The sequence below is a fragment of the Stenotrophomonas sp. Steno-C15 genome, assembly GCF_056393265.1.
The window spans coordinates 110,515-124,537 of the sequence record NZ_JBWJPF010000011.1; the positions used below are offsets into that span (position 1 = coordinate 110,515).

General features: G+C 62.7%; 13 protein-coding genes. 4 read left to right on the top strand and 9 right to left on the bottom strand.

Translation table 11 applies throughout. The features are described 5' to 3' along the window. Positions 1–2: 2 nt before the first annotated feature. Positions 3–425, bottom strand: coding sequence for a PAAR domain-containing protein (locus AC06FB_RS10790; protein ID WP_180875923.1), 423 nt, complete (start codon positions 423–425; stop codon positions 3–5). Positions 426–740: 315 nt separating this feature from the next. On the opposite strand from AC06FB_RS10790, the gene AC06FB_RS10795 reads away from it, so the two are divergent. Beyond that, entirely contained in the window at positions 741–1,112 is a 372-nt protein-coding gene (locus AC06FB_RS10795) for a DUF4180 domain-containing protein (protein WP_461289044.1), read from the top strand. Here AC06FB_RS10795 and AC06FB_RS10800 read toward each other — a convergent pair. Then, positions 1,109–1,891, bottom strand: a complete 783-nt coding sequence (locus AC06FB_RS10800; RefSeq protein ID WP_478053687.1) for a 3-hydroxybutyrate dehydrogenase — start codon at positions 1,889–1,891, stop codon at positions 1,109–1,111. The genes AC06FB_RS10795 and AC06FB_RS10800 overlap by 4 nt on opposite strands. Positions 1,892–2,019: 128 nt before the next feature. Between AC06FB_RS10800 and AC06FB_RS10805 the strand changes: the two genes are divergently transcribed. Continuing rightward, the gene (locus tag AC06FB_RS10805; protein ID WP_478053688.1) at positions 2,020–3,396 is read left to right on the top strand and encodes a M1 aminopeptidase family protein; all 1,377 of its coding nucleotides are present in this window, start codon (positions 2,020–2,022) and stop codon (positions 3,394–3,396) included. 39 nt (positions 3,397–3,435) lie between these two features. Here the strand turns inward: AC06FB_RS10805 and AC06FB_RS10810 are convergent, their stop codons facing one another. Both AC06FB_RS10810 and AC06FB_RS10815 read right to left on the bottom strand, forming a co-directional pair. Next, a complete protein-coding gene (locus AC06FB_RS10810) occupies positions 3,436–4,167 on the bottom strand; it encodes a hypothetical protein (RefSeq protein ID WP_478053689.1) in 732 nt (243 codons plus the stop codon). 98 nt (positions 4,168–4,265) lie between these two features. After that, positions 4,266–5,105, bottom strand: coding sequence for a type 1 glutamine amidotransferase domain-containing protein (locus tag AC06FB_RS10815; RefSeq protein WP_414487923.1), 840 nt, complete (start codon positions 5,103–5,105; stop codon positions 4,266–4,268). 97 nt (positions 5,106–5,202) lie between these two features. On the opposite strand from AC06FB_RS10815, the gene AC06FB_RS10820 reads away from it, so the two are divergent. Both AC06FB_RS10820 and AC06FB_RS10825 read left to right on the top strand, forming a co-directional pair. Beyond that, positions 5,203–6,126, top strand: a complete 924-nt coding sequence (locus AC06FB_RS10820; RefSeq protein ID WP_414487924.1) for a LysR family transcriptional regulator — start codon at positions 5,203–5,205, stop codon at positions 6,124–6,126. A gap of 555 nt (positions 6,127–6,681) precedes the next feature. Beyond that, positions 6,682–7,038, top strand: coding sequence for a hypothetical protein (locus tag AC06FB_RS10825; protein WP_065175061.1), 357 nt, complete (start codon positions 6,682–6,684; stop codon positions 7,036–7,038). Positions 7,039–7,162: 124 nt separating this feature from the next. Here AC06FB_RS10825 and AC06FB_RS10830 read toward each other — a convergent pair whose 3' ends face one another. The 5 genes from AC06FB_RS10830 to guaB all read right to left on the bottom strand — a co-directional run bounded on the left by AC06FB_RS10830 (position 7,163) and on the right by guaB (position 13,863). Next, complete coding sequence (locus tag AC06FB_RS10830; RefSeq protein WP_414487925.1) at positions 7,163–7,969, bottom strand: hypothetical protein; 807 nt, start codon at positions 7,967–7,969, stop codon at positions 7,163–7,165. Between the two features lie 454 nt (positions 7,970–8,423). Then, positions 8,424–10,061 (bottom strand): P-loop ATPase, Sll1717 family, encoded by a 1,638-nt coding sequence (locus AC06FB_RS10835; protein WP_414487926.1) that lies wholly within the window; start codon positions 10,059–10,061, stop codon positions 8,424–8,426. A gap of 195 nt (positions 10,062–10,256) precedes the next feature. Further along, the gene (guaA, locus tag AC06FB_RS10840) at positions 10,257–11,822 is read right to left on the bottom strand and encodes a glutamine-hydrolyzing GMP synthase (protein WP_049483147.1); all 1,566 of its coding nucleotides are present in this window, start codon (positions 11,820–11,822) and stop codon (positions 10,257–10,259) included. After that, a complete protein-coding gene (locus AC06FB_RS10845; RefSeq protein ID WP_065181343.1) occupies positions 11,819–12,298 on the bottom strand; it encodes a hypothetical protein in 480 nt (159 codons plus the stop codon). The genes guaA and AC06FB_RS10845 overlap by 4 nt, the downstream gene beginning before the upstream one ends. Before the next feature lie 107 nt (positions 12,299–12,405). Further along, the gene (guaB, locus tag AC06FB_RS10850) at positions 12,406–13,863 is read right to left on the bottom strand and encodes an IMP dehydrogenase (protein WP_014036909.1); all 1,458 of its coding nucleotides are present in this window, start codon (positions 13,861–13,863) and stop codon (positions 12,406–12,408) included. Between the last annotated feature and the right edge of the window lie 160 nt (positions 13,864–14,023).

Here is a 14,023-nt window from a genome sequence, read left to right on the forward strand (position 1 = left end):
ATTCATCTCCGCAGGTAAGCGGCACCGCTCCTTGCCGCCGCCAGAAGGCATTCCCGGCAGACCGGCTCCTTTGGGGTCGAGTGCACCGTGAACTCGTCGGGCGGTGGCGCGGGAGCCGTGGCATCCCCTTCCGACGTGGCAGGTGCCAACGCACCAGCAGCCGCGATGTGGGCCGTCTGCTGGGCGCCCGCCAGCAGGCTGCATCCGCAGGCCAGCCGATCGCCGTCGCGCGCAACCGGCTGCCCATCCACAATCCAGGAATCGTCCCCGGTCACGATCGGAAAGATGCCCTGATGCTTGGGGCATGTCGCGCGGTCGGACATACGTGCTACGGCGTGCCCGTTGATATCAGTAAACGCAGAGCCCGTGATAACGCGCCCTCCGCCACTGGTTGCATCCCCGACGACCACAATCAATCGACCCATATCAGTTCCACACGAAGCAGGCACCGACCTTTCCAGCCAGCTGCGCGAAGCTACCGAAGCCGATGACAGGACTTCCAGGCGCGAAACGGCGGCGATCTACCTGCAATCCCGCAAGTGGATGAGCCACAAGGAGAATTCTGGAATCGTGTAGACACAACCACCCTTCACATGCGGCAGAATGCGTCTCCAGTTAAGGGCGAATACGTCACCATGAGCGAGCAGCCGGCCTGATCGACCCACACCGTCCGCAAAAGGGGCAGCCCTAGCTCGCTCCCTCCCCCACCCCGCTCAACGCACACCACCCACTCCACCCCCATGCACCCGCACCTGGAAAAGATCGGCGACACCACCCTCCTGCGCGCCCATGACCAAGGCCCCTTGCTTGATGCCAGCGGCCTGCGCGACCTCGTCGGCGACGCGCTGGGTCACGATGCCGAGTGGATCGTGGTTCCCGTGCAGCGCCTCTCGCCGGACTTCTTCGATCTGCGTTCGGGCATGGCCGGGCAGTGGCTGCAGATGCTGGTGAACTACCGCCTGCGTTTTGCCGTGCTGGGGGATGTCAGCGCACACCGGGCGCGCAGCGAATCACTGGATGCGTGGATCACCGAGTGCAATCGCGGCCGCAACGGCTGTTTCGTGGCCGACTGGGACGCGCTGCGGGCGCGGCTTGCGGCGCCGGCCCGCTAGCGCGCGGTCCAGCCCCCGTCCACCGGCAGCGCCGTGCCGGTCATCTGCGCCGCCGCGTCCGAGGCCAGAAAGACTACGGTCTGCCCCAGCTGCTCGGGGGTGACGAACTGCAACGAGGGCTGCTTTTCGGCCAGCAGCGCACGCGCGGCAGACTCCTGATCGATGCCCTCGCGCTCGGCCAACGCGGTGATCTGCTGCTCGACCAGCGCCGTGCGCACCCAGCCCGGGCAGATGGCATTGGCGGTGATGCCGGTGCCGGCATTCTCCAGCGCGGTCACCTTGGTCAATCCCACCACGCCATGCTTGGCTGCCACATAGGCCGACTTGTTCACCGAGCCCACCAGCCCATGCGCCGAGGCGATGTTGATGATGCGGCCGGCGCCCTGCTGCTTCATGTAGGGCAAGGCCGCCGCCGTGGCATGGAACACCGCCGAGAGATTCAGCGCCAGGATCGCGTCCCACTTCTCGACAGGAAATTCCTCGATCGACGCGGTGTGCTGGATGCCCGCGTTGTTCACCAGGATGTCGATACGCCCCATCCTCGCAACGGCGTCGGCGATCATGTTCCGTACGGCCTCGCCCCGGGACAGATCGGCGCCGTCATGCGCCACCCGCACACCGAACTCCGCTTCGAGGTTGGCACGGAGGCTCTCGATCTGCGCCGCATCGCCGAAGCCGTTCAGCACGATGTCGGCGCCCTGTCGCGCCAGCGCCGTGGCGATGCCAAGACCAATACCACTGGTGGAACCGGTAACCACCGCGACCTTTCCGTTCAACATGGGCGAGCTTCCATCACGTGCAGGGGGCCAGTGTAGCTCCGCAACTGCACGCCACGCGTGGATGCGCCCCTCTCGGCAGGAATTCATATTGGCTCTATAGTCGGCGCCATCCACCCAAGGATGGCTCGATGAACCCCAGCAAGGCCCTGCTGCCGGCGGCCCTCGCCGCACTGCTCGCTCCTTCCCTCAGCCAAGCCGCATCGCCCGAGCAGCTGGCAACGCCGCTCACCACTGGCAGTGTGCGCCTGGATATCGCCAGTGGCCGCGTGGAGGGCGATGCATGCCTGTCCAATCGCCCCGCCGACGCACAGGGCCACTTCGTGCTCAATGCCGGTCTGAACGTCGCACGGGTCACCGATGACGAGGGCAAGCCGGTCGGGTTCGATGGCTGGTACGACCCGGGCGTGGATGGCGAGGCGCGCGTCTACACTCTGGCCGAGCCCACGGCCACGCTCTGCGTGCAGTACGTGGGCGCGTTCCCGCTGTACCCGAAGCACGATGCCATGGGCGACTTCAAAGGCATGATGGCCTTCAACGGCGACAGCGCCCGTTTTACCGAGCAGTCTGCATGGCTGCCTCAGGCGTTCGACCCCAAGGCCCGCGTGCGCGGCAGCGAAAGCCGCTACGACCTGCAGGTGGACTGCCGCGGCTGCCGCTTCCTGTACCTCAATGGCAGCCCCGCCATCGAAGGCACGCAGGGCCGCTTTCGCAGCGACAACGCGCGGCCCATCCTGCTGTTCGGTGGCAGCGGCCCGATCACCCACACCGCGCAGGTCACCCTCCTCAACCAGAGCCTGCCCACGCCCAAGGTCGACGCGCTGTCCCGCGTCGTGCAGCAGGTGGCCGACGTGCACGCGCGCTACATGGGCGTGCCGCTGGCCGACCGCCCCACCTTCCTGCGCATGGTCACGCTCAACCAGGCCGAGCGCGACCGCGACGGCAGCGAATGGGGCTTTGCCACCTGGCCGACCATCGCCATGAGCGGCAGCATCGGCAACGTGGCCGATTCGCTGCTGGCCGGCGGTGAACAGGCCGAACGGCGCGTGCAGTACGTCGCGCACGAAATGGGCCATTACTACTTCGGCACGCTCAACCGTCCGCAGGGGCCGTACTACTGGGTGCTGCTGGAATCCAGCGCCGAATTCCTGTCGATCAAGGCGCTGCGTCAGATCAGTGGTGACGCTGCGGCGGACCACTATGTTGCAAGGTTGCAGGCCACCGTCGATGCGCTCGATACGCCGCTGCCGGCGCTTGATGCCGTCGATGGCCACTCGGACCTGGGCGAGATGTATCGCTACGTCTATGGTCCGTTGCTGCTACTTTCGCTGGAAAAGCAGGTGGGTGAGGCGAAGATGCAGGCCTTCATGCGCGGGCTGCTGGCCGCGCCTTCACCGAAAGACTGGGCGGAGCTGCAGGCCATTGCACTGAAGGCCAGTATCGATGCCGAGGCCTGGCAGCACTGGCAGGCCAGCTGTGTGGCAGGGGGCAGGCCGAGGTGCCAGTAGATCCGTACCATGTGTGGACGGCCCTACTCCAACGCCCCCTCACTTCCAATGATCCGGCCCCAGAAACGGCAGGCTCAACACAAACACCGGAACCGCCACGGGAATCAAAGCGGCACCCAGCACCTTGCCCGCCGCTGACCCCGCGCCCGGCCCGTCCTCCCGCTCCGGCAGGATACGCTCGGCGCGCGCGTTGATCGGCTGCGCCAGCGCCGCCTTCTCCGCCAGCGCCGCAGCGTGCGGCAACTGCACGCGTTCGCCATCGCCCTCGAACAAGGCGCTGTAATAGCTGCCACCCTTCTTTGAAAGAGCGCAGGCACGATCAAAAGCCAGCGAGTAACGGCTCCGCTCCAGCGGCAGGTAGTAGCGCGCGCGCTCATCGACCACCTTGGCTTCGCGCGGTGTGACGTCAATCCGTTCCAGCCTGAACTGCGCTGCGTGTTGCGGCGTCACCTGCTCCGGCCGCAGCAGCAGCGCGTAGCTGCCATGCACCTTGGCCTTGTTGGCCGGGTCGCGCCAATCCTCGTGGAAGTACATCTGCGCGCACACCACCGCCTCGCGCAGCGGGCTGTCCATCAGGGCGCGGTAGTCACGGAACGGCGCGGCATCGAAGCGCATCGGCTCGTCGTAGCGCGGCAGCAGGTAAAGCTGGCCATCGTCGGCCACGAAGGCACCGGTGATCTCGCGGCTTGAGGTGTGCTGCTCCGGGCCGCTGGCGCACCCGGACAGCAGGCCCAGGCACAGGCCGGAATGAATGAAGAAGGACGTTCGCATGTCGTGTCGAGGGCTTCCCTGGCAAAGGGCCTCGCCAGAATGCGCGAGGCCAATCCGCCATGGTGCCATGCCGGCCATCACACGCCCAATCAACCGGTTTACTTCAACCGCTCAAGCAACCGCTGCCCGACTTCCAGCGCCGAAGCCGGGTTCTGCCCGGTAATCAGCTCGCGGTCGACCACTACATGGCCGGTCCACGGCGTGGTGTTGCTGCTGAACTTCGCACCCGCCCGCTGCAACGCGGTCTGCGGGTAGAACTTCATCTCGCCGCCGCCCAGCAGCGGCTTGGCCTGTTCTTCTTCCTGGTTGCTGATCACCGTCATCTGGTAGCCGCTGTAGATCCACTTCGGCGTGGCCGGCATCGCACCCGCGTCCAGCTTTGCCACGAAGCCCACTGCATCCGGCAGCGTGGACAGCAGCGCGATCGGGCCGTGGCAGACCAGCGCGGTGGTCTTGCTGCGCTGGTGGAAGTCGGCCAGCAGCCGGCCCAGCGCCGGGCTCTTCAGCAGGTCCTGCATCGGCGCGTGGCCACCAGGAATGTAGACCGCATCGAAGCGCGCGTAACCCTGCTGCTCGATGCGCGCCAGGCTGACCACCGGTGAGGTGGTCGGCGAGGTCAAGGCCAGCTTCTCCAGCAGATCCTTGTGCAGCTTCAATTGCGCGGCATCGTCGCCGAAGTACGCGGGCGTCACCGAGGACGCATCCACCGTCGGCGCCCGCCCCTGCGGCGTGGCGAAGGTCACCTCGTGGCCGGCGTCCAACAGCAGCTTGACCGGCTGCATCAGCTCGTTGAGATAGAAGCCGGTGGACAGCACCTTGCCGTCCTTCAGGTCCAGGTGGTTTTCGTCGGACAGCACCACCAGCACGTTGGCGGCCTGCGCGCCGCTGGCGGCCAGGGTCAGGGCCAGCGCTGCGGCCAGCCGGGTCATCAGGTTCATGGGGAGCTCCTGTTCGGGGAATGGCGGCCACTTTATTCATCGCCCCAGCGGCGATAAATTGGCCCCATCGCAAAACATCTGTTCCCCGGAGAGCCAAATGAGCCGCAAGTTCGACTACCTGGGCGACGTGGAAGTGTTCCTGGCGGTGGTCGAGCATGGCTCGTTCACTGCGGGCGCGGTGGCGCTGTCCACCACGCCGTCGGTACTGAGCCGCGCGGTCACGCGCCTGGAAGCGCGGCTGGGCCGGCAGCTGCTGCAACGGACCACCCGCCGTGTGGGCCTGACCGACGCCGGGCGGCTCTATCGGGAACAGGTGCGCACGGCCTTTGGCCTGCTGGACGACGCCGAGCGCGACGTACAGGGCCAAGACGGCGCGCTGGCAGGCCGCGTGCGCCTGAGCGTGCCGACCACCTATGGCCACTACCGGCTGCCGCCCGTGCTGGCGCGCTTTGCGCAGCAGTACCCGCAGGTGCAGGTGGAACTGAACATCACCAACCGCAATGTGGACCTGGTGGCCGAAGGCTTCGACCTGGCCATCCGGCTGGGCCAGCTGCCGGACAGCGGGCTGGTGGGGCGGAAGCTGGAAGACGCGCCGCTGCTGCTGGTGGCCGCGCCGGGCTACCTGCAACGCCGTGGCACGCCGCAGACGCTGGACGACCTGCAACAGCACCTGTGCCTGCCCTTCGTGATGCCGCGCACCGGGCGGCTGGCGCCGTGGATCTTCCGCGACGAGGGGCGCGACGTGGACTGGCTGCCGCGTTCGTCCATCGAGACCTCCGACGATGTGCTGGGCGTGGTGTCGCTGGCCGAACAGGGCATCGGCATCTGCCAGAGCTATGAGTTCATCGTGCGCGAGCGGTTGCAGCGCGGGCAGCTGGTGGAGGTGCTGCCGCAGCTCCGGGGGCGGTCACGGCCGTTCTCGGTGATCTATGCGCCGCATCGGCGGCAGTCGGCGGCGGCGCGGGCGATGATTGAGTTGTTGGTGGGGAATGCGGGCGCGGTTGAGGAAGGTGTTCGTTGAGGAGCGCTGCCTGCTGGCGGTGTCGTGATTGAACCGATTTTTCAGGTGCGCGGGTGATCGGGCAGCGTCGCCATCCGGTTTTGAGACGAAAGGGGTGTTAAGAAGGCTGTCGCGCTATTCGCTTGTGGCGTGGGCAATTACGCCAGTTTGATTCGCAATCAGCAGGGTGACTGCGCGAATGCGTCTGGCGATGTCGCGTGCTGCACGAATGGTGCGTGCCACAATAGTTCTTCGCTCTCGATTCCTGCGATTTCTTCGGGAATTTCTATTGGCATTCGGAGCGACGGCGTAAACACCATGGCGCGCCACCGACAACGGGTGGCACCGGGTCTGCAAACCCGCGATGAGAAAAGCACCAGTTGTTTACGCTTACCCGTCGGCACCGTTCTTGAGCGGTGCCGGCGGGTAATCCGTCGGCCTTTATGGCGGGCGGTGCGTGGGGGCCTTAGGGCCCGCCGGTCTATGGTGCTATCTCATCCCGGTTTGCAGCCACGCATCGTCCGCCACCCCGCTTACGCGGTGGCGCTGTCACGCACAGCCAGGGAAACCGACGCCATGAACGATTCCGAGAACTTTTCCTCGTATACATCTGTTGAGCCCATCAACGACGACACCCCGCCGCCCGACCTCAATTCCCTGATCGGCATCCTCAAGCGCATCCGCCGCTGCGAAGGCGCCGATGGGTTGCCTTGGCCTGAGAATGATGTATCACCCGGGCGTCGCGTCAGCCTCGCGAGGAGTGAGCGCGCGATGGTGGGGGCGCTGACGGTGCTGGAGGTGCTGCACGCCGCGGATCGGTGCCGGGTGGCGGCTGACCCGGAGCGGCATTTGGATGAGGGGGTGGTGGATGGGTTGTTTCTGGCTTGCAGGGGGTTGGTTGAGTGGGCTTGTCGGGAGGTTAGGCCGGAGTGATTTCCCCTGAGCGCGTTGAGGCCTGCGAAGGAGCCCAGTGTTTCGCAACCAGGGGGCGTTCAGCGCCTGGACTAGGCCGACCCGCGAAGTGGGGTTCGGCTTGAATGAGCTATTGGACTGTCACTTAAGCAACCCGAGGGCCTTCAGGTTTTGGACGTACAGGAAGCTCAATAAAATGGCTGTGCGCGACGACTGGAGCAATCTGACCATGCCAGAAAGGGATCGATTTCCACCTAAACTGGGAAATGTGAATACTCCCATCTATTGAATAAAAATGCAGCTTAGCATTTACCACGATCTCACTCCCCTGCGAGCCACCCCCTAATGCCTTGCCGAAAAGCGAATTGAGTATCGCCATGGGAAATTCAACCTCGCGCGGCTGACCCGGGGCGCAGTTTGCCAAATCAGTGGTCCATTTTAAGTAAAGTGGCACACCATATATGCTCCCGTCGAGGTTATGAAAATTCAGTTGATACTTTGGGCTGCTGCCTGGCTCTTGGGGCGTGGCCGGAACTGCTTCCATTCCATTGGCCTTGAGTCTTGCTGGTAGCTCGAATGAGTTTTCAGTTTCGAGACTCCATTCGATGGTCACTTCCAGCGCGGGACTTTGGCCAAAATTCTGGAGTTTGAACGCGGGTGGAGAAGACAAATTATCCCTCCAGTGCTTCCTGGCCAAGTAGACAGCCTCTCCATTGAGGGTGTCCTTGTGCGGCCAGACAAACTGCAAATCAAGAAAGTCTTTCTCAAGGATCAGTTTCGGCTCCAACTCAAGCTGCCTTGCCAGCTTTGCCTCATTGACCGCATCACGGGCCGCCCTTGCACTCACGCGCGATGTCCAGGCGCTATAGGCGGCAAAAACAGCCGCAGCAGCAGTCCCCAGAGCTGCGACAACGTCGACCCAATTAGAAGATTGTATAATTGAGATAGGCATCGATATTCTTCGTTTACCAACTATAAAAATACACTACATCGCAGACTTTGCTCTCTATGTAGCTCAATTTTGGACCTGCTAGGCCCGGCCAAGAAGCCTATTCACAACCACATCGGGAAACGAAGCTGACCGCCTCAGCAAATCTCACCTCAAAGGCAGACAGATATCGGTTTTGGGGCGAATGACTGACACCCCATGCTCAGAAGTGCCATAACTGGGTCCACCCCGGAAATAGGTTGGCTTGAACTAATCATCAGGCCCCCACCGATACCCTCGCAATAGGCAATAGAGCCAACAGCGCCATCTCCGAATCCGCGCTGCGCCCCTTCCACCAAAGGCGGACAGCAACTGGTACGACGGCCAACTTTGGTCCAGGTGGAGCCAGCCAAATTTCACGACGAGCCCTTGCTCCCACGCTGCCGACACTTCCGCATATGCCATCAACTATCCAGCTTCATCTCCTCTTGAATGCAGTACCCGTGCGGATGTCCAAGGCCTTCCATAGCATCTTGTGAACTTTGATTGATACAACACGTTTTGCATCCCCCATTGAGATGTCCGGATCGTCTCTAAAGGACCACAGAAAAGGACTCTCAGGTGAGTACTTGATTCCAATGGCGCCTACGTGATAAAGCGATCTAATTATGGATGAGAGAAGCTGCGCCATAGTAACTGACGACTTTGGCTCAAACGCCTTCCTGCACAGCCGAATGGTCTCGTCTTCTTTCTCGGATGTGGCCAGCTGCGTAACAACAGGCTCCAGCCTTTCATCAGTAATTGACGATCGAGTAAAGGTCTCATTGACTCCTTGGAGAAGCTCCAACGAGATATTGATTGATGGCAACGAGCTCAACCACTCGTCAACCAAAGCGTTTCTGCGCTTCCTAGAGTAGGCTGCCTCAGCGTCCACGATCGCCGCCCATGAGATTCGCGGGCGTTTCTCTGCAATACGCAAGCACTCGTTTGTAAAGGCAATGATATCCCTTGGTCGATGGAGCGTCCTTTCCAGCATGTAATCCATGGGAGAGTCACCACCTCTAGCCTTGGGGAATATATCCTCAATACTGAGCTTCTTAGAAGTGTACTTGCGACGGAATATCTCGTTTATTCGCATTCTGACGACGGACTCAAGGTCATCTCGGTCCCACTTCAGCCTTGCATAGTAGCTTTCGTACTTTTCTTCCTGAAACCCACCATCCCTCGTCTCGTCAAAGACGCGCTCAATCAGATCTTGCCTAAGAGCAACTACGATTTTTGCGTTTCGAAGTTCACTCCTGAAAGTCCTCACCTCCTCGATTAGCGCGCGAATAAGCCTTAGTTTCGCGGCGCTTGAAACCCAATCTTCATCTAACGAGTCAATCACGATGAAGTGCTTGTTCTGCTCATCTTTGAACGCCTCTTCTGCCAGGATCTGCATGACTCTATTTAAGTCAGCGATCTGGATCTTGTTGACCACAGAGGCGCCTCGACTGGCGACCTCAGCTCTCTCAGTTTCGGAGAGCTTCTCACCTAAGGCGCCCCGCATCTTTGCAGCGAGAGCACTTCCTTCGAGCGAGGCCGTAAGTTCACTTTCGATCTTCTCCGTAATTTCGACAAGGCGCACCTCCGTCTCTTGCCAAAAGCTTTGACCCCACCTCCGCAGATACTCAATGGCTGCACCCTTCGCGGTATCTCTCTTGAACTTCGAAGATATGGCGGTAAGCCAACGATCTAGAGCATTCTGATCGCGAATGACAAATTTCTTTCGTATCAATTCGGTTACCAGAACGTGTCGCCAGAGCAGGCGATAGAACAAGTTGAGATTCACACCAGCATCTTCAAAAAAACGGATTACTGTCGAATTCTCAACAAAACGAAACGCAAGCTCCAGAGGTCTGATTTGCACGGAGTTCTTCTCGACAGCCATCAGGCGGAGAAGGACTGCGCTCTTACCTTGACCTGTTCTACCGAGGACAATGGATGCATGATTCTCTGTCGACTGTATCGACTCCAGTGTTCCCGTATCAACAAAGCAAGCATCCAAGAGGTCTGTGTCAGCCTCCGCATCTGGAGCCCCGATTGATATGTTTCTCCATATTACTGTTTCGTCCATATCCCCCCCTTTCAATGAACGCTCCCAACAAATCGACGGTATATCACAACTATGCGCCTAAGCGACGGTGCCTCACGTCTGAGTTGCAGACAATTTCGCGCCCAGCCCTCCGCTGCCCATCAACTGCCATTCTCCGGATGGATAGCGGAGACGACAAACAAAAAGGGCGCCTCTCGGCGCCCTCGTTCTTTCAACTCATTCCCACTCAATAGTAGCCGGCGGCTTCCCCGAGATGTCATAAACCACCCGCGACACCCCCCGCAACTCATTGATGATCCGGTTGCTCACCGTCCCCAGGAACTCATACGGCAGATGCGCCCAGTGCGCCGTCATGAAGTCGATCGTCTCCACGGCCCGCAGCGCAATCACCCACTCATAAGCCCGCGCATCGCCCACCACGCCCACCGACTTCACCGGCAGGAACACGGCAAACGCCTGGCTGGTCTTGTCGTACAAGTCGGCCTTGCGCAGCTCATCAATGAAGATGGCATCGGCCTTGGCCAGCAGTTCGGCGTATTCCGGCTTCACTTCACCCAGAATGCGCACGCCCAGGCCCGGGCCCGGGAACGGATGGCGGTAGACCATGGTGCGCGGCAGGCCCAGTTCAACGCCCAGGCGGCGCACTTCGTCCTTGAACAGCTCGCGCAGCGGCTCCACCAGGCCCAGCTTCATGTGCTCCGGCAGGCCGCCCACGTTGTGGTGGCTCTTGATCACATGCGCCTTGCCGGTCTTGCTGCCGGCCGACTCGATCACGTCCGGGTAGATGGTGCCCTGCGCCAGCCACTTGGCGTTGCTCAGCTTGTTCGACTCTTCGTCGAAGATCTCAACGAACAGGTTGCCGATGATCTTGCGCTTGGCTTCCGGGTCGCTCACGCCTTCCAGTGCCTTGAAGTAACGGTCGGCAGCATTCACGCGCACGACCTTTACGCCCATGTGCTCGGCGAACATCGCCATCACCTGGTCGCCTTCCTGCCAGCGCAGCAGGCCTGTATCGACGAACACGCAGGTCAGCTTCTCGCCGATGGCCTTGTGCAGCAGCGCAGCCACCACGGACGAATCGACGCCACCGGACAGGCCCAGGATCACTTCGTCATCGCCCACCTGCTCGCGCACGCGGGCGATCTGGTCGTCGATGATGTTGGCGGCGGTCCACAGGGTCTGGCAGCCGCACACGTCCACCACGAAGCGGCGCAGCAGCGTCTGGCCCTGCAGGGTGTGGGTCACTTCCGGGTGGAACTGCACGCCGTACCAGCGCTTCTCTTCGTTGGCCATGGCGGCCACCGGAATGCGGTCGGTGGTGGCGGTGATGGTGAAGCCCGGCGGCGCAACAGAGACGTGGTCGCCGTGGCTCATCCAGACATTCAGCTTCGGCTCGCCGCCGTGGTCGCTCAGGCCCTTGAACAGCGCATCAGGGTTGATGACATTCACTTCGGCGTGGCCGAACTCGCGCTGGTCAGCGGCTTCGGTGGCACCGCCCAGCTGGGCTGCCAGGGTCTGCATGCCGTAGCAGATGCCGAAGATCGGCAGGCCGCTGTCGAACACTTCCTGCGGTGCGGCCGGGGCGCCCGGCAGCGTGGTCGATTCCGGGCCACCGGACAGGATGATGCCCTTGGCGCCGAAGCCGGCGATCTCGGCCGGGTTGTGGTCCCACGCCCAGATTTCGCAGTAGACGCCCAGCTCGCGGATGCGGCGGGCAATCAGCTGCGTGTACTGCGCGCCGAAATCGAGGATGAGGATCTTGTCGTTATGGATGTTGGTCATGGTGCCGTTCCAGTGGTGTTTTTCGCAGCGCCCGGCGCTTCAAGGCTCTGTGTCAGCGTGGCGATGAACGCCTCGCGTTGTTGAATATGTGAGGGGTCTTCCTCGTCCCAGCGCAGCATCAGCAGGCCGTGCGGTGCGGTGGGGTTGGCGCGGTCGGCGCGCGGGAGCTCGGCGATTTCCTGCACTTCGGTGCCAGGCACGATGCGCCGTTGAAAGGCGTGCATCGGGTAACCGGAATCCACGGCGTTGCCCCAGAACGCGGACTGCACGCTCATCCGTTTCGGCTCCAGCGGCCCCAACTCGGCGGTGACCACAGGATCTTCAAGCCTGTCACCCAGATCGGTAACGCACCGCAGGATGACCTGCAGCGGGCGCTCGCCGGTGCCTTTCAGCAGCCAGCGCTGCTCGCCAGCGGCCTGCACCTGCCAGCCCTTCGGCAGCGAGAACGCGTTCTGGCACGCCTGCACGTGCTGCAATTGCGAAACCGCCGCGCCCGGAGACCCGGAGCGCGGCGGCGGTTCGGACAACGAACAGCCTGCCATCAGCAGGCTGCCCGTAATCGCAATAGCAATTAGCAAGCGCATCAGGCGCGGTAGTTCGGCGGCTCTTTGGTGATGGTCACGTCGTGGACGTGGCTCTCACGCTGGCCGGCGCCGCTGATCTTCACGAACTTGGGCTTGCTGCGCATCTCGTCGATGGTGGCGCAGCCCACGTAGCCCATGGTGGCGCGCAGGCCGCCCATCAGCTGATGGATGATGCCGCCCACCGGGCCGCGGTACGGCACGCGGCCTTCGATGCCTTCCGGCACCAGCTTGTCGGCGGTGGCGGCGTCCTGGAAGTAGCGGTCCTTGGACCCCTTCTCCATCGCAGCCAGCGAGCCCATGCCGCGGTAGCTCTTGTACGAACGGCCCTGGTACAGCTCGGTCTCGCCCGGCGATTCCTCGGTACCGGCCAGCAGGCCACCGACCATGATGGTCGAGGCACCGGCGGCCAGCGCCTTGCCGATGTCGCCCGAGTAGCGGATGCCACCGTCGGCGATCAGCGGGATGCGGTCCTGCAGCGCTTCGGCCACCAGGTCGATGGCGGTGACCTGCGGCACGCCGACGCCGGCGACAACGCGGGTGGTGCAGATCGAGCCCGGGCCGATGCCGACCTTGACCGCGTCCGCGCCGCTGTCCAGCAGCGCCAGTGCGGCTTCGCCGGTGCAGATGTTGCCGCCGATGACCTGCACGTTCGGGAAGTTCTTCTTGACCCAGCTGACGCGGTCCAGCACGCCCTGCGAGTGGCCGTGCGCGGTATCGACCACGATCACGTCCACGCCGGCGGCGACCAGCGCTTCCACGCGGCGATCGGTATCGCCACCCACACCGACGGCAGCGCCGACCAGCAGGCGGGTCGACAGGTCCTTGGCAGCGTTCGGGAAGTCGGTGTTCTTCTGGATGTCCTTGACGGTGATCAGGCCACGCAGTTCGAACGAGTCATTGACCACCAGCACCTTCTCGATGCGGTTGCGGTGCAGCAGCTGCAGCACTTCGTCGGACGCGGCGCCTTCCTTGACCGTGATCAGGCGATCCTTCTTGGTCATGATGTGGCGGACCGGATCGTCCAGCTCGGTCTCGAAGCGCATGTCGCGGTGGGTCACGATGCCGGCCAGCAGGCCGTCGCTGCCCACCACCGGCACGCCGGAGATGTTGTGCGCCTGCGTCAGGGCCAGCACGTCACGGATGGTGGTTTCCGGGCCGACGGTGATCGGGTCGCGGATGACACCGGCCTCGAACTTCTTCACCTTGGCCACTTCCGCGGCCTGCTGTTCCAGGCTGAGATTCTTGTGGATGATGCCCATGCCGCCAAGCTGGGCCATGGCGATGGCCAGGCGGGCTTCGGTGACGGTGTCCATCGCGGCGGACAGGATCGGAAGCTTGAGCTTCAGGTCTCGGGTCAACCGCGTTTCGAGGTTGACGTCCTTGGGCAGGATGGTCGAGTGGGCGGGGACGAGCGAGACGTCGTCGTAAGTGAGTGCTTCAGCCTGGATGCGCAGCATCGGCATACCCGAGATGTGGGGAAGCGCGACATTTTACCTTGTTTTCGCACCGCGTGGCAGGGGGTGGATGCGACGCAGTGTCGCGTGGGCGAAGCCGCGTTCAGCCGGTAGCGCAAGGCCCCAGGCCACCCCACCGGTAGCGGGGGGGGGGGGGGGGGGG